The organism is Nocardioides sp. NBC_00368, assembly GCF_036090055.1.
GTDB lineage: Bacteria > Actinomycetota > Actinomycetes > Propionibacteriales > Nocardioidaceae > Nocardioides.
This window is the reverse complement of sequence record NZ_CP107970.1, coordinates 1,854,375-1,879,121: the sequence shown is the minus strand read 5'-3', so window position 1 is coordinate 1,879,121 and position 24,747 is coordinate 1,854,375. Positions and strand designations below refer to the sequence as shown.

Here is a 24,747-nt window from a genome sequence, read left to right as displayed (position 1 = left end):
CCCTGATGGTTGGCCGAGCCCGGCCAGGCCGGGCTCGGCGAAGGGATGTGGAGGTCAGGCCATCTCGGGGACGTGCAGGTGGGCGTACGCGAGGTCGAACTCGTGCACGTCGACGATCTCGCCGCCCGTGTCGGTCGCGGCCCGGTTGCGCATCTCGTCGGCCGCCGGGCGGCTGGCTTCCATCGCGGCGCGGGACTCCCAGGCCGTGGTGGCGCAGCCGAGGCCGGAGGACCGGTTCATCAGCAGGCTGGCGCTGCAGAACCCGTCGGTCTGCTCGAGCTGGGGAAGGATCGCGGCCCGGAAGGTCTCGGCCATGGCGTCGAGGTCGCCCTGCAGCCAGCTGACTCGGGCGCACTCGCCGTGGTGGCTGCGGTGCATGACGACGATCTCCCATTCGTCGATCTGCATGGAGCCGCCGAGGATGTCTTTGCCTCGATCGCGCAGCGGGCGAAGCTGCTCATCGCTGGCGCGCATGGCCGCTTCGTCTTCCCACGAGCTTGTTGCGATGCATTGCCCGGTCTCGCGGTCGACCAGCATCGAGAGGCCGCGACAGCCCTCGATGCTGTCGAGCATGGGACCGGCCTCGTTCTTGACGAAGGCTATGCCCGCGTCGATGTTGCCGGGGCTCCCGTGAAACGTGGTGGAACGTGCGTACACAGCCCGCTCCTTTCTAGGACAGGGCAGTGCCCGGACCGGCACCGCCGGTTCTTCCCTGTCTACCCCTCTGGGCGCAGCGACGCCATACCCAACCTCTGTGGTTCTCGGCCCTCGTCGATCGGTGTGACCAAGGACTTTCAGGGCGGGCACAACGACCGTACGTCCACGCGGCCGGAGGTCGGCAGGCTGGTGGCGAGTCGTCCACCGGGTGCGGTCGTGCACCGTCAGATTGCCCGGGCCACCAGCACCATCGCGGAGAGACCCCATGAACCACCGCACCGCCCGCCGCAAGGGCAAGGAGAACTACGCCAAGTTCCTCCTGGCTACGGCTCTCAACACCGTGCTCGGCGCTCTGTGCGTCACCTACGCCTACCTCAACAGCGCGACGTACTACGTCGGCTGAACCACATCGAGGAACGCCCCTGCGTTCGGAAGGAAGTGATGGAGTTGAACCGGTGGAGCGAGCTGAGCAGTCGCCAGCAGGCAGCCGTTCTGGTTCTGGCCTCGATCCAGCTGTCGTTGGCTGCGACGGCGTGGACCGACCTGGCAGTTCGGAAACCGGAGCTGGTCAACGGGAGCAAGGCCAAATGGGCTGCGGTCATCGCGGTGAACTTCGTGGGGCCGGTGACCTATTTCCTTCGGGGTCGGCGTGCGCCTCGTGGGCCTGGCGCCTGACGTGCTCAGGGGTTGGGGTCGAGGTGGGGGAAGTTGCGGTTGAGGGCCCAGTCGATCCGCATGCGCTGACTGCGGTCCATCTGAAGGCTGGGGACGCTCTCGGGGTAGAGCCACTCGACGTGGGTGCTCGCGGCCGAGGGGGTGGGCTCGCCGGCGAGGTAGCGGCCGGCGTAGATGATGCTGAACTCCTGGCGCACCTCGCCGTTGGCGGTGTATTCGATGCGGTGGCGGGGGTCGGTCCAGATCCCGACCAGGCCGGTCACCTCGATCGTGATGCCGGTCTCCTCGAGAGTCCCGCGGACGGCGCAGGCGGTGAGCGACTCGCCCGGATACATCGCCCCGCCCGGCATCGTCCAGTCGCCGGTGTCGTCGCGGCGGATCAGCAGCATCCGACCCGGGTCGTCGAGAACGAAGACGCCGGCGCTCGGCCTGATGGTGTTGACCTCGGGAGCCGAGGGGTCGTTGTGCCAGTCGACTCGCCGGCCCGTGCTGCTCACCTCAGGGGAGCGAGGACGTGGCGGTTGTAGAGACGCGTCTAAGGTCGGCCGAGATCCCACGGGCGCGAGCATAGCCGAATCAGCCGAGGTCAGGCGCACACAAGCAACGCCGTGCCGGTCAAAAGCTCGATTCCGAAGTAGAACCAGATCGGATAGAAGCGTACGGCCGTGTCGAACAGGCGCGAGACGAGTCGGCCGCCGGCCATCCCGATCAGCGCGAGGCCGACGGTGACGACGGCACCGGACCGGATGCCGCCGACGTCGAGCGCGGCGGCGCCGAGCACCGCAGCCATGGCGATTCCGAAGCCGCCGTAGACCGCGCGGATCTCGGAGCGGGACTCCGGCGACTGCGCCGCGAGGCGGAACGGCGCGACGAGGGCGCCCGGGGAGATCAGCGCGTACGTCCCCATCCCCAGGAAGAAGACGGCGATGACGGCGATGGTCAGGCTGGCGACGGTGTTCACCCGGTGATCATGGCGCGCATCGCGACCGAGGAGCGTCATCGCAGGTCCCGTGATGGGAGAAACCTGGTTGCGATGGAAACCTCGGGGCCTGACCATGCTTACCGTGAGGAAGATCGAAGGGGCCGCCGGAGGGGCGACGGCGGTCACCATGAGGGTGACCGGATGAGCGCGCGGCTGCGCGCGCTCGCGCGGGAGAACCAGCACCTCATCGAGGCCGGGTACTACCGGCGTACGGATGGCACGAAGGTGGTCATCGGTGATGCCGTCCAGGCAGCGCGAGAGGGGACCCGGATCTACGGACCGGAGCCGGTCGAGGTGCCGGTGATCGAGCCGGTGAAGACGCGGTTCGCCGTCACCGGCGGGAGCAGCCTGTGGGAGGCGCGGCGGCTGCTGGGCACGGTGGCGGTGCTGAACTTCGCCTCGGCGCGCAACCCTGGCGGCGGGTACGTCAACGGAGCCCAGGCGCAGGAGGAGGCGCTGTGCCGGGCCTCGGCTCTGTACACCTGCCTGCTGGAGGCGCCCGCCTACTACGTGCATCATCGCGCCGTGCGGGACCCGTTCTACAGCGACCGGGTCATCCACTCGCCGGGCGTTCCGGTCTTCCGCGACGACCGCGGTCAGCTGCTCGACGAGCCGTTCGAGGTCGGCTTCCTGACCTCGCCGGCGCCGAACGCAGGCGTCATCCGCAAGAAGGCCCCGGAGCGTATGGACGAGATCCCGGCCGTGCTCGCGGGCCGTGCGGCTCTGGTCCTGGAGGCCGCGGCGGCCAACGGGTATCGCAGCCTCGTCCTCGGCGCCTGGGGATGCGGCGTGTTCCAGAACGACCCGGCCATGGTGGCCGGATCGTTCCGGGACCTGCTCGGCCCGGGAGGCCGGTTCGAGGCGACCTTCGAGCAGGTGGTGTTCGGGATCCTCGACCGTACGCCGGGCGCCGGCGTCCGGCAGGCGTTCGAGGATGCCTTCGCGGACCTCGCGACATGATCTCGACGACCCGCCGACACCGCGGGTGATGGCTCCGCCGGCCCGGGCAGGCGACTAGCTCGTGACGGCGCCGACCGCGGCCGACTGCACCGTACGTCGGTACTTGCCGAGCACGCCCCGACGATACTTCGGGGGAAGCGGCTCCCAGCCGACCTTCCGCCGCTCCAGCTCCTCGGGTTCAACCTCGACCTCGAGGGTGCGGTTGACGACGTCGAGGACGATGGGGTCGCCGTCGCGGACGAAGGCGATCGGGCCGGCGTCGATGGCCTCTGGAGCGATGTGGCCGACGCAGAGGCCCGTGGTTCCACCTGAGAACCGGCCGTCGGTGATCAGCAGGACATCCTTCCCGAGACCAGCGCCCTTGATGGCTCCGGTGATGGCGAGCATCTCCCGCATGCCCGGGCCGCCCTTCGGGCCCTCGTTCCGGATGACGACGACGTCGCCCGCGACGATGAGCCCCGCCTCCAGGGCGTCCATCGCGGCCCGCTCCCCGTCGAAGACCCGGGCGGTGCCGCGGAAGACGGTGTCGTCGAAGCCGGCCGTCTTCACGACCGCACCCTCGGGCGCCAGCGAGCCCTTCAGGATGGTGAGACCACCGGTGCGGTGGATCGGCCGCTCGAAGCAGTGGATCACCTCGTCGTCGAGCGCGGGCGGGCTCAGCTCCGCGAGGTTCTCCGCCATGGTCTTCCCGGTCACCGTGAGGCAGTCGCCGTGGAGCAGGCCCGCGTCCAGGAGCGCCTTCATCACGACCGGGATACCGCCGATCCTGTCGACGTCGTTCATGACGTACTTGCCGTAAGGCTTGAGGTCGGCGAGATGGGGGACCTTGTCTCCGATCCGGGTGAAGTCGTCGAGAGTCAGGTCGACCTCAGCCTCGTTGGCGATGGCCAACAGGTGCAGCACGGCGTTGGTGGAACCGCCGAGAGCCATCACGACGGCGATGGCGTTCTCGAAGGCGTCCTTGGTCATGATCTGACGCGCGGTGATGCCCTTCCGCAGCATCCCGACCACCGCCTCGCCGGAGCGGTGGGCGAAGCCGTCGCGACGCCGGTCGACTGCGGGGGGAGCGGCCGAGCCGGGCAACGACATGCCGAGCGCCTCGGCGACGGCTGCCATCGTGTTGGCCGTGTACATACCCCCGCAGGCGCCCTCGCCGGGACAGATCGCTTTCTCGACGCGAGTGACCTCGTCGCGGCTCATCTTCCCCGCGATACAGGCCCCGACCGCTTCGAAGGCGTCGATGATCGTGACATCGCGACCGTCGAGCTGCCCGGGCATGATCGAGCCGGCGTAGAGGAAGACCGAGGCGAGATCGAGCCGAGCGGCCGCCATCAGCATGCCGGGCAACGACTTGTCACAGCCCGCGAGCAGCACGGAGCCGTCGAGCCGCTCGGCGTTCATCACGGTCTCGACCGAGTCGGCGATGATCTCGCGCGACACCAGCGAGAAGTGCATGCCCTCGTGGCCCATCGAGATCCCGTCGGAGACGGAGATGGTGCCGAACTCCAGCGGATAGCCGCCGGCCGCGTGCACGCCGTTCTTCACCGCTTTGGCGAGCCGGTCGAGGGACAGGTTGCACGGGGTGATCTCGTTCCACGACGACGCGACGCCGATCTGCGGCTTGGCGAAGTCGTCGTCTCCCAGGCCGACGGCCCGCAACATGCCTCGGGCAGCGGTGGCCTCCAGACCGTCGGTGACGGCGCGCGACCTGGGTTTGATGTCAGGTGTGTCGGGGCTGAGTGGGTTCACATGTACGAGGCTAACCGTGTGTGATGACCTTGGGTGGGAGCAACCATCGAGGTTTGGAGTCGAAGATCTGGACCCACTGGGTCCGTGGGAAGGATGAGTTGGGTGAGCGAGAACGAGACGCCGACCTCCGACGAGTTGGCGCGCGCTCGGGCCAGTCTGCGGGATACGCAGCGCGAGCACGCGCGTACGTTGTACGGCGACCACCTGACGTCGTACGCGGAGACGCCAGGGTTCGCCGGTCGACTCGAGGAAGAGGTCGAGGCGTGTATGGGCCCAGTCGGGGAGGTGTTCGGAGCCGGGCTCTCTGGTGACTTGGAAGAGGACGCATTCTGGCTGGCGGTGGACTCGATGCTGTTTCAGGCGGAGAAACCGAAGGTGTCTCTGGCTCAGCGGTACCTGAAGTTTCAGCGGAACCTTCCCGACCAGGCCCGCGCTCTGCTTGCCGAGTGGGTCAAGGGCGAGTCGGGGATGAGGTTCTTCGAGGCCACGCAGTCCGGCGGGCAGACCGGCTCACTCGTCGAGCTCGGCACGGGGAGGCTCTATGCATCGGTCTTCCCGCGCTATGGGCGATGGGACGAGAGCGGACTTCGGCGCGGCGACTACGTTGCGGCGCGTCTGCTTCCGGTGGGCGACGAATGGATGCCGACGACGCCGCTGCATCCGTTTCCGAAAGAAGAGCACTCGGACATCCTCGCGATCACCGAAGAGCTTGCTGCGGGCCCCCGCGCCGACGCCGCTTCAGATTGAGCCCCAGTCGGACCTCGGTCGAATGGTCGCGCGGGCCGGCACGCCTCAGGTCGTTGACCCTGGGGAGGGCTATCCGAACCAGGTTCGGATAGCCCTCCCCAGGGTGGTGGCCCGGTGCCGATCTTCGGTGGCCAGCGCCGTCAGTCGACCGCTGCGCTCTCGGCTGGCTCCTCCAGGCCGGTCGGCAGCGACTCGACGTACTCCTCGCTCGGTCCGAAGTCCGGGTCCGGGTGCACCTCGACGTTGGTCGCCGGGTGGGTGAGGTCCAGGACGGCGACCTGGTTGGCGCCGGCCCGCCACAGGGGAGCGGGAGCGTAGAGGCGCCGTTGTGGTCCGCGGGCCCAGAGCCGGCCGAGCAGGGTGCCGTTGAGCCAGACGAACCGGTCACCGTCGCCGGGGACGGCGAGCCAGCCGTCGGCGGGCGCCTCGACCTCGAAGGTGGTGCGAGGGAGACCGTCGAGGTCGTCCCAGCGGTCGAGGGGAGCGGGGTGGTGGTCCCAGCCGTGGACGAGACGCCGGTCGACCTGGACGCCACCGAGGATGCCCTTGTGCTCGCCGAGGAGGGGGCCGTAGTTGACGCGGCCGAGCGCCTCCACGACCAGGGTCAGGTCGGCGACCCGGCCCAGCCCGGGAAGCGTGAGCACCGCGGGCTCGGCGTCGTCGCGCTCGAGCATGCCGAGCAAGCGCCCGTCGAGGAAGACGTACGCCCGGTCGTGCAGCCCCCGCACGGTGAGATGGACGTCGTGGCCGGGGAGCGTGACCGAGGACCGGTACGTCACCAGGCCGGTGTCGATACCGAGCTCCTCGAAGCTCAGCGGTGGCGCAGCGCGGGTCGCCGGCGCGCCCGTCACCAAGGACAGCAGGTCCACGCCAGGTGACACCGGCGCGGAGGCAGACGCGTGACGCGGAGGCGTTGGCGGCAGCGCGGGCAGCTCGTCGACGGTGCGCCCGGTGGCTGGCGCCAGGACGCCGCGGTAGAGCCGGAACTTCTCCGAGACCCGGCCGTCCTCGCCGACCGGGGCGTCGGAGTCGTAGCTGGTGACGGTGGGCTGGATGCGGCGGCCGTCGTGGTTGGCCCCGGCCCAGAGCCCGAAGTTGGTGCCACCGTGGGCCATGTAGACGCTGACCGAGCCACCGAGGTCGATGATCTCGCGCAGCGTCGCGGCGGCGCTGGCGGGGGAGCGTACGTGGTGGTTCTCGCCCCAGTGGTCGAACCAGCCGTTCCAGAACTCGGCGCACAGGAACGGCTCACCGGGCCGCCGCGCGCTCAGCTTCGCTGCGGCCTCCGCGGCGCGACTGCCGAAGGTCGCCGCGGCGAGGGTGCCCTCGACCATGCCGGTGTCGAGCATGACCTCGGTCGGACCGTCGGCGGTGTAGAGCAGCTCGGTGACGCCGCGGTCGAGGAGCGCCTGGCGGAGACAGGTGAGATGCGCGGCGTCGTCGCCGTACGAGCCGTACTCGTTCTCCACCTGCACGGCCACGACCGGCCCGCCGTGGGCCGACTGCAGCGGGACCAGGTGGGGGAGCAGGACGTCGAGCCAGCGCGAGACCGCGTCCTGGTAGACCGGGTCGGTGCTGCGCGGTGCCCGGGTGCGCGCGGTCAGCCACGACGGCAGCCCGCCGTTGGTCCACTCGGCGCAGATGTAGGGGCCGGGGCGGACGATCACGTCGAGCCCGAGATCGCCGGCGATGGTGACGAAGCGGGCCAGGTCGCGAGGCCCGGTGAAGTCCGCCGATCCCTCGTCGGGCTCGTGGTAGTTCCAGGCGACGTAGGTGTCGACGGTGTTGAACCCCGTGGCGGCGACCCGGCGCAGCCGGTCCTCCCACAGGTCCGGGTGGATGCGGAAGTAGTGGATCGATCCGGACAGGATCCGGTGGGGGACGCCGTGCCTCAGGAACTCGCCGTCGCGCCAGGTCAAGGTGGGGCTCACCCGCCCGAGGTTATGACAACTTTTGCGCAGAACGTAGCCAATCCGCGCAAAACTCTGCATGATGGACGAACCTCGTCAGGCCCACCCCCACCCTCGGGAGTCACGATGCCGAAGCGTTTCCCCACCGCCCTCCTCGCGTCCGTGACGGCCTTCGCCGGCGTGGTCGCGATCGCGCCCGAAAGCCACGCCGCTCCCGCGAGCGGCTTCACCCTGACCTCGCCCGTGCTGACCGTCCAGGTGGCCGACGACTTCCCGGCCGTCCTCGGCTACCGGCACACGGCCGGCGGGGAGATCGGCGGCGCCGCGACGCTGCCCGCCTCCGTACGGATCAACGGCACGGCATACACCGCGACCGTGACCGGCACCCAGGTCGACGCCGACACCGCGACCTACCGGCTGACCTTCGCCGACCTGCCCGGCGTCGAGCTCGGCGCGAAGCTCGAGGTGGCCGGCGACGTCGTCACCTTCGCGGTCACCGAGGTGACCGACACGGCCGAGCACCGGGTCGGCACCCTCGACATCCCCGGACACGATCTCCTCTCGGTCAGCTCCGGCCAGACCGGGGCGACGGTGAGCACCGCCGTCGTGAGCGCCGACCGCACCAAGAACGGCGACACCCACACCGAGGTGACCGCGGACCTGGCCACGACCGAGAAGCCGGTCGGATCGGCGTACGCCGTCGTCGACACCGACCAGCTGGCCGCCGCCCTCGAGACCAACTCGGTCTACGACCAGAGCAGCGGCGACGCGACCAACGAGCGCGGCCGGATCTGGCGCAGCGTGAGTGCCACCGACGACGGCCGCAGGGTCGGACTGTGGAGCGGCCAGTGGACCTACCGCGCGGCCGGCTCGCCCTACACCGAGGAGCTCCCGTGGGCGAAGGTCACCATCACCCCCGACGCCAACGGCGACCAGCGGGTCGACTGGCAGGACGGCGCGATCGCGCTACGCGACATCCAGCGGCCGGTGAACGGCGCGGACGAGACGCCCGAGCGGGTGGTCACCCACATCCCGTTCAACTTCGCCAGCCAGGCGACGCATCCGTTCCTGCGTACGCTCGACGACGTCAAGCGGGTCTCGCTGGCCACCGACGGGCTGGGTCAGCTGGCCGTGCTGAAGGGCTACGGCTCCGAGGGCCACGACTCCGCGCACCCCGACTACGGCGGCAACTACAACACCCGCGCCGGCGGGCTCGAGGACCTCAACACGCTGGCCCGTGAGGGCGAGAAGTGGGGCGCCGACTTCGGCGTCCACGTCAACGCGACCGAGGCCTACCCCGAGGCCAAGACCTTCGACGAGAACCTGGTCGAGGAGAGCAAGCCCGGCTGGGACTGGATCGACCAGTCCTACTACATCGACCAGCGCACCGACCTGGCGACGAAGAACATCGTCGACCGCTTCGCCCAGCTGCGCCGCGAGACGCACGACAACCTGGACTTCCTCTACATCGACGTCTACTACTCCTACGGCTGGCTGCAGGAGCGGCTCGCCCAGGAGCTGCGCGGGCAGGGCTGGAACATCGGCACCGAGTGGTCCTACCACTTCGAGGAGGACGCGCTCTGGTCCCACTGGGCCAACGACGAGTCCTACGGCGGGTCCACCAACAAGGGTCTCAACAGCCAGCTGATCCGGTTCGTACGCAACGGGCAGAAGGACACCTGGAACCCCGACAAGCTGCTCGGGCACACCGAGATCGTGGAGTTCGAGGGGTGGACCGGCGAGAACGACGTCGACGCCTTCTACGACAACATCTGGCGGACGAACGTGCCGACGAAGTATCTGCAGCGCAACCCGATCCTACGCTGGAGCCCGGACGAGATCGTCCAGGAGGGTGGGGTCCGGGCGGTCAACACCGGGACGACCGAGGCAACCCGGAAGATCTACCAGGACGGCGACCTCGTCCTCGACGGCGACGCCTACCTGCTCCCGTGGAAGAACGACTCGAAGCTCTACCACCACAACACCGACGGCGGCCGGACCACCTGGACCCTGACCGACGCGTGGAGCGGGAGCAGCCGGCTCAACGTCTACGAACTCACCGAGCAGGGCCGGGTCGCGGCCGGCAGCGTGCCGGTCAGAAGCGGCAAGGTCACGCTCGATGCGAAGCCCGGAACGGCGTACGTCCTGACCAAGGCTCCCGGTGGCTCGCCCGCGCCGCAGTGGGGTCAGGGCAGCCGCATCGCCGACCCCGGCTTCAACGCCGGCAACCTCGACGCGTGGCACCCGAGCGGCCCGGCCGCGACGGGACGCACCTCGACCGGCCAGCGGGTCGCCGTCCTGGGCGCCGGCGGGAAGGCCGCGATCAGCCAGCGACTGACCGGCCTGCGCAGCGGCCGCAACGCGCTGGGTGTCTGGGTCGAGGTCGAGCCCGGCCGGACCCGGGCCACCACCGTCTCCGTCACCTCGGGTGGGAAGACCTTCACCAACCGCGTCGAGCGCTCGACCGCGAAGAACCTGGTCGCCGCGGACGAGCTGCACAGCACCTACTTCCAGCGGGTCGAGGTGCCCTTCGACGCTGCCGGCGACGGCACCGCGACCGTCAAGATCTCCGCGGAGGCAGGCTCGGGTCGCGTCCGCCTGGATGACGTACGCGTCGTCGCGATCGATCGCGACCTGCCGGCCGCGCCGGGGGCGAAGGTCATCGTCGAGGAAGACTTCGAGGAGGTCGTCCAGGGCTGGTCGCCGTTCGTCAAGGGCACCTCGGGCGGCGTCACCGACCCGCGCACCCACCTGGCCGAGCGGCACGAGCCGTACACGCAGAGCGGCTGGAACGGGAAGGTCACCGACGACGTTATCAGCGGCGACTGGTCGCTCAAGTCGCACGCCGAGAACGGCGGCCTCGTCTATCGCACCGTCCCGCAGACCGTACGTCTCGAGCCCGGCCACCGCTACCGGGTCTCCTTCGACCACCAGACCGAGCGGGCCGACGACTACGAGTGGGTGACCGGCTACGACTCGGTCGCGAGCGGTGAGCCGCGCTCGGTCGAGGTCGCTGCCCGCCCGATCGGCAGGCAGGTGGAGACGGCCCGGTTCAGCGAGGAGTTCGTGGCCGGTGGCTGCGGCGACTACTGGGTCGGCCTGCGCACCGTCGACGACAGCGGGGCGAACGGCGACATCAGCATCGACGACTTCACCGTCGAGGACCTCGGCGCGGCCGCCGACCTGCCCGCCTGCGCGACCCTCGCCGTCGACGCCGGTGAGGAGAAGCTGCTGCCCGGCGCGGCCGCCGAGGTCACCACCACGCTGACCAGCGACGAGGCGTCGGCGACCGGCGCCGGGTCGATCGACCTCGACGTCCCCGACGGCTGGACAGCGGAGGCCACCACGCCGGCCGCGTTCGACTCGCTCGCTCCGGGGGAGAGCCACGCGGTGACCTGGAAGGTCACCCCTCCGGCCGATGCGGCCGAGTCGAGCCACCAGCTCGACGGGATCGCGACGTACGACATCGGAGGTGCGACGCGCACGGTGACCCGGTCGGCCACCGTGCAGACCGCACCGCCTCCGCCGACCGCGGACACCTACGCCAGCGATCTCGGCTGGATCTCGGCCACCAACGGCTGGGGGCCGGTCGAGCGCGACACCAGCGTGGGGGAGAACGCCGCCGGCGACGGCGGTCCGATCACGCTGGCCGGCAAGGTCTACGCCAAGGGGCTGGGCGCGCACGCGGTCTCGAAGGTCCGCTACTACCTGGCCGGCAACTGCGCCTCTTTCACCGCCGACGTGGGGGTGGATGACGTACAGACCTCGCGGGGATCGGTGCGGTTCTCCGTCGTCGCTGACGGGCGGACGGTCGCCGAGACCGGCACCCTCGGGCCGGCCAGCGCGACCGCGTCGATCACCGCCGACGTCACCGGCGCCGACTTCGTCGACCTGGTGGTGGGCGATGCCGGCGACGGGAACGGCAACGACCACGCCGACTGGGCCGACGCGACCTTCCACTGCGGAGGGTGAGATCTGCGTAGGCTGTCCGGGACCCAGGAAGGGGGCCCATGAGGCAACAGCGACTCAACCAGCTGCTCGAGCTGATCAGCGAGCACGGGCACGTCTCGATCGCGGAGGTGGAGAGCGCCCTCGGTGTCTCGGCGGCGACCGCCCGCCGCGACATCGGGCACCTCGCCGACCAGCGGCTGGTCACCCGGACACACGGCGGTGCCACGGCGCTCGGCTCGGCGTACGAGCTGCCCTTGCAGTACAAGATCGGCCGCCAGGCCGAGGCCAAGCGGGCGATCGCGGCCGCGGTCGCCGACCTGCTCGTGCCGGGCGAGACCGTGGCGCTCAACGGGGGGACGACGACCAGCGAGGTGGCCCGCTCGATCGGACGCCACCCCGACCTGGCCGAGGACGACAGCATCACGGTCGTCACCAACGCGCTCAACATCGCCTACGAGCTCTCGATCCGGCCCAACGTCAACATCGTGGTGACCGGCGGGGCCGCGCGCACTCAGTCCTACGAGCTGGTAGGCCCGTTGAGCGAGGGTGTGCTGTCGAAGATCCACATCGACACCGCGATCCTCGGCGTCGACGGCATCAGCACACGTGCCGGGCTCACCACGATCCACCCGGCCGAGGCCCAGATCAGCGCCGACTTCATCGCGGCCGCGCAGCGCACCATCGTCGTGGCCGACAGCACGAAGCTCGAGCACCCGACCTTCGCGCGCATCCGCGACCTCGACTGCGTCTCCATGCTCGTCACCGACCGTGCGGTGCCCGAGCCGCTCGCGAAGGCGCTGGCCGAGCACGGAGCGGAGATCGTGATCGCTGCTGAGCGAAAATGATCAGTTGGACACAAATATTGACATAAACGATCAACCCGTTGGATGATTCAGATATGACCGCATCCGCACCGACGACGCATCTCGCTGCCGAGATAGCGACCCAACCCGCCAACTGGATGGCCGCCAGGAGCACCGCCGAACACTTTGCCGACGCCCTGCCGCGGCCGGGGGAGAAGGTCGCGGTCGTCGGCTGCGGCACCTCGCTCTACATGGCGCAGGCCTACGCCGCGCTCCGGGAGGAGCAGGGCCAGGGCGTCACCGACGCCTGGACGCCGACCGAGGCTCGGATCGACCGGGGCTACGACCGGCTGGTCGCCATCACGCGGTCCGGGACCACGACCGAGGTCATCGACCTGCTCACCCGCGTCGAGGGCACGATCCCGGCATCGGTGATCTCCTCCTCGCCCGGCACCCCGGCGCTCGAGCTGGCGGAGCCGATCCTGATGCCCGAGGTGGACGAGAAGTCGGTGGTCCAGACCCGCTTCGCGACCACCGCGCTCGCCCTGTTGCGATGGCACCTCGGCCACGACCTGAGCCTGGCTGCCGAGCAGGCCCAGCGGATCATCGACGCCGGTGTCAGCGGGTTCGGTCCGGCGCTGACCGCCGACCAGCTCACCTTCGTCGGCCGCGGCTGGACCAACGGCGTGGCCCAGGAGGCGGCCCTCAAGCTGCGGGAGTCCGCGCAGCTGTGGACCGAGTCCTACCCGATGATGGAGTACCGCCACGGTCCGCTCTCGATCAGCGCTCCCGGCCGGGTCGTGTGGGCCTTCGGCGACCTGGTGCCCGGGTTCGCCGAGGACGTCGCGGTCACCGGCGCGGACCTGATCCACGACGAGGTCGACCCGCTCGCCGAGCTGGTTCGCGTGCACCTGCTCTGCGTCGAGCGGGCCCGGCGAGCCGGGCTCGATCCCGACGCGCCGCGCAACCTCACGCGCTCGATCATCCTCGGCCCGGCTGCCGCCCCTCCAGCGTGATGCCGGCGCTCGCCCTGGCCTTCGACGTCGGCGGCACCTCGGTGCGCGGAGCGGTGGTCGGCGCCGCCGACGTGGTGCTCGCCGAGTCGCGGGTGGCCACCCGGATCGGTCCGGCGGTGCTCGATGACATCGCGCGGATGGGTGAAGGACTCCTCGCCGGCCTGAGTCCGGCGGCTCGGGCGGAGGTCGCCGCGGTCGGGGTCGCCTTCCCCGGACTCGTCGACACCGAGGCCGGCATCTCCCGCAGGGCGGTCAACCTCGGTCTCGTCGACACCCTCGTGGCGGCCCCGCTCGCCGAGCACCTGGGCCTTCCGGTCACGGTGGCGCACGACACGGCCGCTGCCGCCGGTGCGATCTGGGAGGACGCGGGCTCGCCGGCCTCCGCGTTCGTGGCCGTGCTCGGGACGGGTGTTGCTGCGGTGACGTACGTCGGGGGTCGGGCGATCCTCGGCGTCTCGGGGCAGGCCGGCGAGATCGGCCACCTGGTCGTCGACCCGGCCGGACCGCGGTGCGGCTGTGGGCTGCGCGGCTGCGTGGAGGCGTACGCGGGTGCGCGCGCGATGCTGGAGAGGTACGCGTCGCGGGGCGGCGACACCAGGGTCTCCGGCGTCGCCGAGCTGGTCGCGCGGGCCGAGTACGACCGCCTCGCCGCCGAGGTCTGGTCCGAGGCGATCACCGCCCTCGCCGACGGGTTCCTCGCGGTCGGTGCTCTGCTCGCACCCGGCGAGATCATCCTCGGCGGCGGCGTCGCCGAGGCCAGGAGAGCGCTGCTCGACCCGCTGCAGGCCCGGATGCGCGAGCGGGCCGGCGTGACAGCCGTCCCGCCCGTACGTCTCTCCACCCTCGGCGGCCGCGCCGGCCTGATCGGTGCCGCCCGGCTGGCCCTGGCCGCGGTGAGGACGAACCCATGATCATCACCGTCACGCTCAACCCGGCGATCGACGTGACCTACCGGCTGCCCCGGCTGACCGTGGGCGAGGTCCACCGGGTCGCCGAGGTCACCAGCCGCCTCGGCGGCAAGGGCGTCAACGTCGCCCGGGTGCTGCACCAGCTGGCCGAGCCGACGCATGCCGTCGGTCTCGCCGACGAGGCCTTCGCCGAAGCCCTCGCGAGCGAGCTGCCCTCGACCTTCCTGCCCGAGCTCGAGGAGGTACGCCGCACCGTGGTCGTCGCCGCCGCCGAGTCGACGACCTCGCTGTGGGAGCCGGGCCGGCAGGCCGCGCCCGGCGCCGACCTGCGGCTGCTCGACCTCCTCGAGGACTGGGTCGTGGACGCGACGGCTCTCACCGTCTCCGGCAGCCTGGCGCCCGGCGTGCCCGTCGACCTTCCGGCGCGGATCGCGCGGCTCGCCGCGGCCGCCGGCGTCCCGGTGCTCCTCGATCTCGACGACGCGGCCCTCGCGGCCGCGGTCGGAACCGGCGCCGTCCTGACGCCCAACGAGGACGAGGCCGCACGCCTTCTCGGGGACGCCCCGGACGATCCCGTCGTCGCGGTGAAAGAGCTCGCCACCCGCCACGGGGGACCGATCGTGCTGACCCGGGGACGCCTCGGGTCTATCGCATGTGCCGACGGCGCCTGCTGGGAGGTGAGCCCGCCCGCCGGGATCGCCGGAAATCCGACCGGGGCCGGCGACGCCACCGCCGCGGGGATCGTCCGCGGCCTCGCCCACGGCAGGCCGTGGCCGGAGATCCTCCGCGATGCCGCCGCGCTGGGCGCCGCCGCGGTGGCGGCGCCGGTGGCCGGCGAGATCGACACCGAGACGTACGCCTCGGTCCTGGCGGGTGTCAGGGTCGAACGGATCGACCACGAGGAGCCCTGACATGCCCCTGGTACCGATGTCGCTGCTGCTCGACAACGCCCGCGGGACCGGCCGCGGGCTGGGCGCGATGAACGTCATCCAGCTCGAGCTGGCCGAGGCGATCGTGGCCGGCGCCGAGCAGGCCGGGCGCCCGGTCGTCCTGCAGATCTCCGAGAACACCGCCGACTACCGCGGCGGCCTCGCGCCGCTGCTGGGGGCCACTCTCGCGATCGCCGAGCGCGCGACCGTGCCGGTGTGCGTGCATCTCGACCACGCGACCCGGGTCGAGCTCGTCGAGGAGGCCGTCGAGCTGGGCTGTCCCTCGGTGATGTTCGACGCCTCCAAGCTCGACTACGACTCGAACGTGGCGGCCACGGCCAAGATCGCGGCCTGGTGCCACGAGCGCGGTGTCTCCGTCGAGTCCGAGCTCGGCGAGGTGGGCGGCAAGGACGGGGTGCACGCGCCGGGGGTGCGCACCCGGCCGGACGAGGCCGCGGCGTACGTCGAGGCCACCGGTGTCGACGCGCTCGCGGTCGCGGTCGGCTCCTCGCACGCGATGACGACGCGTACGGCCTCGCTCGACAACGAGCTCATCGCCCGGCTCGCCGATGCCGTCGACGTGCCCCTCGTCCTCCACGGTTCGTCCGGGGTCCCCGACGAGGGCATCGTCGCGGCGATCGTCGCGGGGATGACCAAGGTCAACATCGCGACCCATCTCAACGCGACGTTCACCCGGGCCGTACGCGCCGCGCTGGCGGACGAGACGAAGGTCGACCCGCGCAAGTACCTCGGCGCCGGTCGCGACGCGGTCGCCGGCGAGGCCGCGCGCCTGCTCGCGCTGATCGGTGGACCGAGGGTGGACCGGGCTGTGTGACCTACGTTACAGTCGCCCTCGACTTCGATTGATTCTGACTAATTAGGGCGTGATGCGATCATGTTCAATCAATCACTCAGACGGTCTCTGGTCGCGGCAGTCGCGTTGGCCGCGGGCCTGGTCGCACTCAGCCCGGTGGGCTCGGTCGCGGCCGAGGCGACGAGCGAGCTCGGCGACGTCACCGGCTTCGAGCGCGACGGCGACAGCTACACCTTCGAGTCCGGTGAGGCCGCCCTGCGGGTGACCTTCGAGGACGCCGACATGGTCCGCGTACGGCTCGCCCCGAACGGCGAGTTCGACGACCCGGCCAACGAGGACCCCACCGACCCTGGCGCTCCGGACGCCGACATCGTCGTCAAGCGCGACTACCCCGGCGGGCGGTCGCAGGTGAAGGAGAACGACGCTGCGTACGTCATCAGCAGCGGCGAAGCCGTGCTCACGGTGACGAAGCGGCCGATCACCCTGCGTCTCACCGACCCGAGCGGCCGCGTGCTGATGGCGGAGTCCTCCCCGCTGTCCTGGGACGACAAGGGCACGGCGCAGCACCTGGAGCGCGGTGCCGAGGAGCAGTTCTTCGGCGGCGGCATGCAGAACGGCCGGTTCAGCCACCGCGGCGAGACGATCAAGATCTCGCGCGACTTCAACTGGAACGACGGCGGCAACCCCAACGCGGTGCCGTTCTACGTCTCCTCCCGCGGCTACGGCGTGCTGCGCAACACCTTCGCCCCCGGCAGCTACGACTTCGGTGCGCCGACCACGACGACCCACGCCGAGCAGCGCTTCGACGCCTACTACTTCGTCGGTGATGCCAAACGCGTCATCGACTCCTACACCGAGCTGACCGGGCGGCCGGTCGCGGTCCCGATGTACGCCCTGGAGATCGGCGACGCCGACTGCTACCTCCACAACGCCAATCGCGGCGAGCGCGAGACCCTGCGCGACTCCACCGCGATCGCCGAGGGCTACGCCGAGCACGACCTGCCGCTGGGCTGGATGCTGGTCAACGACGGCTACGGCTGCGGCTACGAGGACCTGGCCGAGACCGGCGACATGCTGAACGACCACGGCGCCGAGCTGGGCCTGTGGACCGAGGACGACCTCACCGAGCAGGAGAGCGAGGTCAAGGCCGGCGTACGCGTCCGCAAGACCGACGTCGCCTGGGTCGGTCCGGGCTACCGCTTCGCACTCGACGCCTGCGAGCAGGCCCGCGACGGCATCGAGACCAACAGCACCGACCGCTCGACCGTCCTCACCGTCGAGGGCTGGGCCGGCACCCAGCGCTGCGCCGCGGTGTGGAGCGGTGACCAGTCCGGGAGCTGGGACTACATCCGCTGGCAGATCCCGACGTACGCCGGTTCCACCATGTCCGGCCAGCACCTCGCCACCGGCGACGTCGACGGCATCTTCGGCGGCAGCGCGGAGACGTACGTCCGCGACATGCAGTGGAAGATGTTCCTGCCGATGACCTATCTGATGAGCGGGTGGGCGGCCTCCGACAAGCAGCCGTGGCGCTACGGCGAGCCGTACACCTCGATCAACCGCAAGTACCTGAACCTGCACGAGCGGCTGCTGCCCTACTTCTACACGCACACGATGCGGGCGAACCGCAACGGTGTCGGCGCGGTCAAGCCGCTCTACCTCAACTACCCCGACGACCCGAAGACCTGGGGCGACGCGGTGAAGTACGAGTTCCTCGCCGGCGACGACTTCCTGGTCGCCCCGGTCTACGAGGACGCCACCACCCGCGACGGGATCTACCTGCCCGAGGGCACCTGGGTCGACTACTGGAGCGGCCGGGTCCACCAGGGACCGACCACCATCGACGGCTACAAGGCTCCGCTGGACACGCTGCCGCTGTTCGTACGCGCCGGTGCGGTCGTGCCGCAGTTCCCCGAGGGCACGCTCGACTGGCAGCGGGGCAAGAAGTCGGGCCGCCTCGACCTGGACATCTACCCGCAGGGCTCCTCGTCCTTCGTGAACTACGAGGACGACGGGCGCAGCCAGGCGCACGCCTCCGGCGAGTCCGCCACGCAGGAGTTCGAGGTCGACGCCCCCGAGCAGGGTCGCGGCCGTGTCGTGGTGCGGCTGGGCGAGGTCGACGGCTCCTACGCCGGCAAGCCGGCCTCGCGCGAGTACGGCCTCGCCGTGCATGCCGATGCCGAGCCCGGAAGCGTGGAGCTGGACGGTGAGGAGCTGCCGCAGCGGGGCTCCGCCGCCGAGCTGGAGGGAGCCGCGACCGGGTGGTTCCACGATGCCGCGACGGGCATCACGTCGGTCAAGACGGGGAAGCTGTCCACGTCGGCGGCGGCCGTGGTCTCGCTCAACGGCTCCTCGGCCGTCGGCGGCGGCCACCCGGGCGATCGCGACGTGAGCCTGGATGCCACCACCTCCGCGATCGCGGTCGCCGGTGAGGAGGCCGAGGTCAGCGCCACCTTCACCAACGACACCGGCTCCCGTGTGCAGCTCGAGTCGATCACGGCCACCGCGCCCGAGGGCTGGGACGTACGTCCGGCTGCTGGGGTCTCCGGTGGGCTCGCGCCGGGTGCCTCCCGCACCGCGACCTTCGGCGTCACCCCGCCGGCGGACGCCGAACCCGGACGCGTCCGGATCGAGGTGAGCGCGACGTACGTGACCCACCACCGGACGTACGCGGTGACCGACTCGGCCACCACCACCGTCGCGCACCCGGATCTCGCCTCGGCGTTCAACAACGTGGGGGTCACCAGGGCCGAGGACCCGGCGCCGGGTGACATCGACGGCGGAGGCAGCAGCTTCCTCGCCGGCAAGCTCGCCGAGAAGGGAGTCACGCCCGGGGCGACGGTGAGCGCGAACGGCTTCGACTTCACCTGGCCGGGCTCGGAGCCGGGCACGAAGGACAACACCGCGTCCGGCGGCGAGACCATCCGGATCAGCGGCAAGGGCAACGCGCTGGCGTTCCTGGGGACCGGCACCAGCCTGTCGGCATCGGGGAAGGCGACGGTGCACTACGCCGACGGCACCTCCTCGACGGGGACGCTGGGCTTCCCCAACTGGTGCTGCGCGGCGACCGACAGCTACGGCGCCAAGGTGGCCGTCACCACGCTCGGGAAGAACACCCCGAGCGGCCCGGCCTACCCGACCGTCTCCTACCGGCTGTTCACCAAGACCCTGCGCACCGACCCGGCCAAGGAGATCGCGGCGGTCACGCTGCCCGCCAACGCGGCGGTGCACGTCTTCGCGATGACGGTCGGTGACGAGGAGATCGTTCCGCCGGCGCTGGCGGACGGCCAGTACTCGCTCGGCAACGTCGGCTCCGGGCTCGCGCTCGACGCCGCCACGGGGGCGAGCAACGGTCAGCTGACCACCTCCGCGGTCGGGGTGGCGGCGTCCCAGAAGTGGGTGGTCACCCGGAACGAGGACGACGGGAGCTACCAGCTGAAGAACGCCGGCACCGGTCTGTGCGCCGACGTCGCCTACAGCTCGAGGACGAGCGGCGACCCGGTCGTCGAGTACACCTGCACCGGCACGCCCAACCAGCGATGGGTGATCGCGGCCGACGGTGCGGCCCTGAAGATCTCCGCCAAGCACAGCGGTCTCAGTCTGGCGGCCGGCGCCGACGGACTGGTGATCCAGCAGACCGACTCCGCAGCCGGCTCGCAGCGCTGGCGCGCCACTCCGAACTAGACCGGTGGCGGGCGACCCGGTCGCACTGCTTACATGACCCTCGATGAGCGCCGCGCTGTGCGGTGACCGAGGAGGGGCGGTGAGCGGTGCGGCCGGGAAGTCGTGGTGAGGTCGTGCTGTGCGCCGTCCTGGTGCTGATCGCCCTGGGCTGGATCGTCACCGGGCTGCGTACCGATTCCGGTGAGCTGCACGAGGCGCCGGTCGTGCTGGTCGGTCCCGACGTCGTCACCGCGCCGCTCGTGAAGCAGGTCAACGCGGTACCCGGGCACCCGTTCACGGCCGGCGGGGTCGACGACCCTGCCGAGGCGGCGGATCTGCTGGAGAGCGGCGACGTCGTCGCGGCGCTCCATCTGGACCTGTCCGGGACGCGCGACGAGCTGCGGATCGCGGCCGCCCACCGGCCCGAGCTCGCGCGGGAGATCCATGCCGAGGTCACGCGGATCGAGAAGACCCGCGGTCGGACGGTCGCGCTCGCCCCGACCGATGACCGGCACGAGGAGCGGTCGTGGGGCCCGCTCACCTTTGCGACCGCGCTGGCCGGCTTCCTGCTGGTGTGCATCGTCTCGCTCGTGTGGGGGCCGCTGGCACGTACGCTGCCTCGGCTCCTGGCCCGGCTGACCGCGCTCGCCGCCCTGGCGGTGGGAGCGGGCGTCTGGGGCTGGCTCCTCGCTGCGCCCACACCGGCAGGGGAGCGGGTGCTCACCGCATCGATCCTCGCCGCCACGGTGCTCGCCGCGGGGGCGCTGACCTTCGCCTGCGAGGTCATCGGTGGGCTGCCGGGTCTGCTTTTCGCGGCAGCGGTGATCGTCGCGGGGCCTGCACCCCTGGTCGTCGCCGGCGACCGGCTGCTGCTCTCGGGAGCATGGGCGATCGGATCCCGATGGACCATCGCCGGGGCGGCCGAGTCGCTGCTGTGGGCCGTCGAGACTCGCACCGGCATCGCTCAACCGGTGGTGACCATCGTTGGTTCCGCACTGCTCGGGCTGGTCGTGCTGGTGGCGACCCGATGGCTGGTCCGAGGCCTCGTCGCGCCCGATGGAGAACGTGTCTCGGTGAGCGGGTGGCGGACGACCCTCGGCCTGGTTCTGGTCTCGGCCACCTGCCTGACGGTGCTGGCGACCGCGCTGACCTCAGCGCTGCACGCCGAGACCGTGCCGCGACCGCTGCCCAGTCTCGCCTCGACCACCCAGTGCGTACCGTCGGGTCCCGTCGAGGACGTGGACGACCTCAACCGGATCACCAGGCTGCGGGCCGAGCCGGCCCTGCAGGGCGGTGACGTGGGGGTCAGCGCGACCCTGGCCGACGGGCGGAGCATCTGGATGTTCGGCGACACCCTGAGAGCCAAGGAGCTCCCCGGCGCAGGTTTCGTACGCAACTCGATGCTGCTCGTCGAGCCCGACTGCCTGCGCGTCGTCCTGCCGGAGTCCGGCGGCGCCATCATCCCCGACCGCGGCGACGGCGTGGGCTACTGGCCGATGTCGGTGACCACGCTCGACAAGCCCGGCTACGCGCTCGTCGTCGTGGCCGCCCAGCGGGTGCGTACGACCTCGAAGGACGTGTTCGGGTTCGAGGCGCTCGGCCCGGCGATCGCCCAGTTCGTCGTCCCGGACGGTGGCGTCCCGCAGCTGATCGCCGTGACCGACGTCGGTGCCGACGACGCGGACACCCGCCGGCCGATGTGGGGAGCCGCGGCGGCGGTGTCGGGGGAGTGGCTCTACCTCTACGGCACCGCGCGCGAGCCCGACCCGGAGCTCGGCACCGGCTTCTCGCTCCGCGTCGCCCGGGTCGAGCCGGACCACGTCGCGGACCCGGATCGCTGGACCTACTGGGACGGCGCCGGCTGGGGCCGCCGGCCGGGTGCCGCGAGCGAGCTGATCCCCGCGGCCGACGGCGTCTCCCAGACGCTGAGCGTCTTCGAGCGCGACGGTCGCTGGTACGCGTTCAGCAAGAGCGGCGAGTTCCTGGGCGACGACCTGGTCTTCTGGACCTCGCCGTCACCGACGGGACCGTTCCGGGCACAGCCTCCGGTCGGCACCCTGCCCTCCGGGGTGGCACGGGGCGAGCTGCGCTACATGCCGCTGGCCCACCCAGACATCCTCGAGGAGCCGGGCTCGGTGATCGTGTCCTACAGCCGCAACAGCACCGACTTCGGCGCGGTGCTGCGCAACCCGCTCCTGTACCGGCCGAAGTTCATCCGCGTCGATCTCCCTCGCGGTTAGCGGAGACGGCGTTTGCTGAGACGCGGGTCGCCCGCCCGGATCAGGATGTCCTGGATCGTGAAGTTGGCCGCGATCGCCTCGCGCACCTTCTCCAGGCTCTCGCGGATCGCCCGCATCTCCTCCCGCGGCTGCCGGCGCTCGAGATAGAGCCGGATGCGGCGTACCTCGTCTTCTCGGGTGGGGTTGTCCCCGCCGAGCTCTCCGCTCAGATTGCGGCACACCAGCCAGCGGGCCTCGTGGGTCGGCCGGATCTTCGGCCATCGGATCCCCTCGTCGTCGACCTCGATGCTCGTCATTCCCAGCGGGAGGTGGTCGAGGGTGAGCGCATGCGAGAGCAGGTCCAGCGCCGAGAGCTTGCGGTCGAGGAGGAAGTCGATGGTGAGAGAGGACTGGCCGTCGAGCACCTGGAGCTCCCAACGCAGGCGCTCGAGACCCTCTGCGATCACCCGGATGTCGGCGATCTGATCCGGCACCAGCCGGAGCAGCGCCCCGCGTGCGGTGGCGAGCTCGAGATCGGCCGCCCCGTCGTAGCGCTCCATCTCGGTGACGATCTGCTCCGCCCGCACGAGCACGTCGTTGATCTGTACGTAGAGCAGGAACAGGTCCGCCCCGAGCTGTGCCGCCCGGTCCCGCTCGTTCCTGCTGACGATGCCCGGGACGGCCCTGAGGACCACGTCGACGATCAGCTTGACGAACTCGATCATGCGGCGATGGTAGGGCGCTCCGCTCTCATGCGGACGGAAACGCCGCCGCAGATGCGTATGTCCGGGACGCCTGTCGATCGGTCGATCCCGTCCTTGATGTTTCGGAGGTCAGATCCGGTTCAGACTGGGCATCCAACTCTTCCGAAGTCGACCTTCCAGGGCGTCTGCCTCGTCGCGCGTCTTGCACTCGAGCCAGTTGACCTCGGTAGCTGCGAACCACGCGGTCACGACATCGACTTGCTCTGGTGTCAAGACGGTCGGTCGGCTCCGGGCGTGCTTGCGGGTGATTCCCAGCGTCGTGACCGCGATCGACGCACGAAGAGTGCTTCGGCTCAGGTCCAAGGAGGTGCTGAGGTGCTTGCCGATTCGCCTCCGCAGGTTGCTGGCTTTGCCTACGTAGACACACTCGCCGTCCTGAAACCAGGCGTACACGCCCGGTGAGCGCGGGATCTCACTGCGCGACAACGTGACGGTGGTGAAGCGGGTCGCGGATAGCAGCGTTGTCCATTCGGAGCTCGTGCTCATGGAACCAGGTCAGCTACAGAGCTCTTGCCACGTGACCAGTCCTGGCCTCGCAGGGTTCCGTCGGCAGTGATCATGACGAACTTGAGGCGCCGAGCGAGGTCGCTCTGCAGACCCATGACGGTGTTGAACAAGGTATTGGTTGTTCGCCTGGTAGGCGCGTACTCGGCAAGCGTGGGCAGAAGAAGCGTCTCGAACGCTGCTGATTCGACCCATTCGACCTCGGCGCGGTAGCCGAGCAGGGCGCGCACACCGGTTCTCTCGACGAAAGCACGCGCCTCTTTCTCGTTGAACAGCGTCAGACACGAACCCAAGTGGACATAGCACCCAACGGCGCTCTCGCCGAGGATCTCCGCGAGATCGTCGAGGCTGGTGTCGTTGCGGCTCGACCAACTCAGCCACCCTCTGTCGCCATGAGCTGCGAGATATAGAACTGGGTAGTCGTCGTATCGGGCCTGGCGCCACAGGTTGAGGTAATGCTCGACCTCACCAGTGGTCGCGACCTTTCGATGGATCACCTTGATCGCGCAGAGCCGTTCCAAGAGATCGAGGACGGGCAGGACACTGGTGCGTCTGCGCAGGTCTGCATCCCACTCGCCTTCCAGGCAGAAGACGCCATTCATCGACATCGGTCCCTCCTCCAAGTCGTGGCGACTCTAGGGGGACCGACGCGAGTCAACGTGGGTTCCGAGGCACGTACCCCGCATTCGGTAGATCGCGAGTTCTGGGACCGACCTCGATCAGAGCGAACCTGGGGAGGGCTGTCCGAACCTGGTTCGGACAGCCCTCCCCAGGTTGATCGGCATTGGTTCAGGCCTCAGCGGGCGAGTGTGTGGAGCAGGCCGGTGACGGCGGCCGCGGCGGCGTCTGGGTCCTGGGCGCGGATCGCGTCGAAGACGGCGACGTGCTCGTCGGCGATCTCGGCGGTCTCGTCGTCGAGGTGGATGGTCGCGCGCAGGGTGTCCTCGAAACCCGCATAGAGCTCGATGAGGAACGGGTTGTGGGTCGCGGTGACCACGCCGAGATGGAACTCCGCGTCGGCCGCGGCGAAGGCCTCGGCGTCGCCGGCCGCGACCGCCGCGGTACGCCGATCCATGACGGCGGTCAGCGCCCGCAGGTCGTCGTCGGAGCGTCGCTCCGCGGCCAGCGCCGCCGCCCGGGTCTCGATCGCGTGGCGAACCTCGAGGACGTGCCGCATGTCGACGCGGCCGACCTGGCGCCGCATCATCGCCGCGACCTCGTTGGCGGCGGCGACGTACGTCCCGTCCCCGCGCCGCACCTCCAGCACGCCGGTGTGGGCCAGCGCCCGCACCGCCTCGCGCACGGTGTTGCGGCTGACGCCGAGCGCCGCGGCCAGCTCGGGCTCCGGCGGGATGCGGGCGCCGACGGCCCACTCGCCGTCGGCGAGCAGCGCGCGCATGCCGTCGATCGCCTGGTCGACCAGGGAGCGAGGCGTGGTGGTGGAGAGCGGCACGATGCCGTCCTTTCATCCAATCATCCGATGTCTGGCATCCTAG

Annotated in this window: 20 protein-coding genes; 11 read left to right on the top strand and 9 right to left on the bottom strand. The window is 70.4% G+C overall.

Going from position 1 to position 24,747, the window contains the following annotated elements:
* Positions 1 to 54: 54 nt before the first annotated feature.
* The gene (locus OG984_RS08975; RefSeq protein ID WP_328531244.1) at positions 55 to 657 is read right to left on the bottom strand and encodes an antibiotic biosynthesis monooxygenase family protein; all 603 of its coding nucleotides are present in this window, start codon (positions 655 to 657) and stop codon (positions 55 to 57) included.
* 265 nt (positions 658 to 922) lie between these two features.
* Here OG984_RS08975 and OG984_RS08970 point away from each other — a divergent pair, with 265 nt between their 5' ends.
* On the top strand, positions 923 to 1,060 hold the full coding sequence (locus OG984_RS08970) for a hypothetical protein (RefSeq protein WP_328531243.1): 138 nt from the start codon (positions 923 to 925) through the stop codon (positions 1,058 to 1,060).
* Between the two features lie 277 nt (positions 1,061 to 1,337).
* Here the strand turns inward: OG984_RS08970 and OG984_RS08965 are convergent, their stop codons facing one another.
* Both OG984_RS08965 and OG984_RS08960 read right to left on the bottom strand, forming a co-directional pair.
* Positions 1,338 to 1,829: an NUDIX hydrolase gene (locus tag OG984_RS08965; RefSeq protein WP_328531242.1), complete on the bottom strand. Its 492-nt coding sequence runs from the start codon at positions 1,827 to 1,829 to the stop codon at positions 1,338 to 1,340.
* Between the two features lie 89 nt (positions 1,830 to 1,918).
* Entirely contained in the window at positions 1,919 to 2,293 is a 375-nt protein-coding gene (locus OG984_RS08960; RefSeq protein WP_328531241.1) for a DUF4345 family protein, read from the bottom strand.
* A 162-nt stretch (positions 2,294 to 2,455) separates the two neighbouring features.
* Between OG984_RS08960 and OG984_RS08955 the strand changes: the two genes are divergently transcribed.
* Positions 2,456 to 3,274: a TIGR02452 family protein gene (locus OG984_RS08955; RefSeq protein ID WP_328531240.1), complete on the top strand. Its 819-nt coding sequence runs from the start codon at positions 2,456 to 2,458 to the stop codon at positions 3,272 to 3,274.
* A gap of 54 nt (positions 3,275 to 3,328) precedes the next feature.
* Here the strand turns inward: OG984_RS08955 and ilvD are convergent, their stop codons facing one another.
* The gene (gene ilvD / locus OG984_RS08950; protein ID WP_328531239.1) at positions 3,329 to 5,023 is read right to left on the bottom strand and encodes a dihydroxy-acid dehydratase; all 1,695 of its coding nucleotides are present in this window, start codon (positions 5,021 to 5,023) and stop codon (positions 3,329 to 3,331) included.
* Positions 5,024 to 5,125: 102 nt separating this feature from the next.
* Here ilvD and OG984_RS08945 point away from each other — a divergent pair, with 102 nt between their 5' ends.
* Positions 5,126 to 5,770, top strand: coding sequence for a hypothetical protein (locus tag OG984_RS08945; protein WP_328531238.1), 645 nt, complete (start codon positions 5,126 to 5,128; stop codon positions 5,768 to 5,770).
* Between the two features lie 140 nt (positions 5,771 to 5,910).
* Here the strand turns inward: OG984_RS08945 and OG984_RS08940 are convergent, their stop codons facing one another.
* Positions 5,911 to 7,701: a glycoside hydrolase family 35 protein gene (locus OG984_RS08940; protein WP_328531237.1), complete on the bottom strand. Its 1,791-nt coding sequence runs from the start codon at positions 7,699 to 7,701 to the stop codon at positions 5,911 to 5,913.
* A gap of 105 nt (positions 7,702 to 7,806) precedes the next feature.
* Between OG984_RS08940 and OG984_RS08935 the strand changes: the two genes are divergently transcribed.
* From OG984_RS08935 to OG984_RS08900, 8 genes are all read left to right on the top strand, one after another.
* Positions 7,807 to 11,652 (top strand): endo-alpha-N-acetylgalactosaminidase family protein, encoded by a 3,846-nt coding sequence (locus OG984_RS08935; protein ID WP_328531236.1) that lies wholly within the window; start codon positions 7,807 to 7,809, stop codon positions 11,650 to 11,652.
* A 38-nt stretch (positions 11,653 to 11,690) separates the two neighbouring features.
* Positions 11,691 to 12,476 carry a DeoR/GlpR family DNA-binding transcription regulator gene (locus OG984_RS08930; RefSeq protein WP_328531235.1) on the top strand — a complete coding sequence of 262 codons (786 nt, stop codon included), beginning with the start codon at positions 11,691 to 11,693 and terminating at the stop codon, positions 12,474 to 12,476.
* Between the two features lie 53 nt (positions 12,477 to 12,529).
* Positions 12,530 to 13,450 (top strand): SIS domain-containing protein, encoded by a 921-nt coding sequence (locus OG984_RS08925; protein ID WP_328531234.1) that lies wholly within the window; start codon positions 12,530 to 12,532, stop codon positions 13,448 to 13,450.
* Complete coding sequence (locus OG984_RS08920) at positions 13,450 to 14,361, top strand: ROK family protein (RefSeq protein ID WP_328531233.1); 912 nt, start codon at positions 13,450 to 13,452, stop codon at positions 14,359 to 14,361. Before OG984_RS08925 ends, OG984_RS08920 begins: the two co-directional genes overlap by 1 nt.
* Positions 14,358 to 15,269: a 1-phosphofructokinase family hexose kinase gene (locus tag OG984_RS08915; protein WP_328531232.1), complete on the top strand. Its 912-nt coding sequence runs from the start codon at positions 14,358 to 14,360 to the stop codon at positions 15,267 to 15,269. The genes OG984_RS08920 and OG984_RS08915 overlap by 4 nt, the downstream gene beginning before the upstream one ends.
* A 1-nt stretch (position 15,270) precedes the next feature.
* Positions 15,271 to 16,122, top strand: a complete 852-nt coding sequence (locus OG984_RS08910; protein WP_328531231.1) for a class II fructose-bisphosphate aldolase — start codon at positions 15,271 to 15,273, stop codon at positions 16,120 to 16,122.
* Between the two features lie 60 nt (positions 16,123 to 16,182).
* The gene (locus tag OG984_RS08905; RefSeq protein ID WP_328531230.1) at positions 16,183 to 19,785 is read left to right on the top strand and encodes a TIM-barrel domain-containing protein; all 3,603 of its coding nucleotides are present in this window, start codon (positions 16,183 to 16,185) and stop codon (positions 19,783 to 19,785) included.
* 86 nt (positions 19,786 to 19,871) lie between these two features.
* A complete protein-coding gene (locus OG984_RS08900; protein WP_328531229.1) occupies positions 19,872 to 22,004 on the top strand; it encodes a hypothetical protein in 2,133 nt (710 codons plus the stop codon).
* On the opposite strand, the gene OG984_RS08895 is transcribed toward OG984_RS08900, so the two are convergent.
* The 4 genes from OG984_RS08895 to OG984_RS08880 form a co-directional block, all read right to left on the bottom strand.
* A complete protein-coding gene (locus OG984_RS08895; protein WP_328531228.1) occupies positions 22,001 to 22,708 on the bottom strand; it encodes a hypothetical protein in 708 nt (235 codons plus the stop codon). The genes OG984_RS08900 and OG984_RS08895 overlap by 4 nt on opposite strands.
* Positions 22,709 to 22,816: 108 nt before the next feature.
* Positions 22,817 to 23,233 carry a GIY-YIG nuclease family protein gene (locus tag OG984_RS08890; protein WP_328531227.1) on the bottom strand — a complete coding sequence of 139 codons (417 nt, stop codon included), beginning with the start codon at positions 23,231 to 23,233 and terminating at the stop codon, positions 22,817 to 22,819.
* Positions 23,230 to 23,859: a DUF6642 family protein gene (locus OG984_RS08885; RefSeq protein WP_328531226.1), complete on the bottom strand. Its 630-nt coding sequence runs from the start codon at positions 23,857 to 23,859 to the stop codon at positions 23,230 to 23,232. The genes OG984_RS08890 and OG984_RS08885 overlap by 4 nt, the downstream gene beginning before the upstream one ends.
* Before the next feature lie 188 nt (positions 23,860 to 24,047).
* Positions 24,048 to 24,704, bottom strand: a complete 657-nt coding sequence (locus OG984_RS08880; RefSeq protein WP_328531225.1) for a FadR/GntR family transcriptional regulator — start codon at positions 24,702 to 24,704, stop codon at positions 24,048 to 24,050.
* Between the last annotated feature and the right edge of the window lie 43 nt (positions 24,705 to 24,747).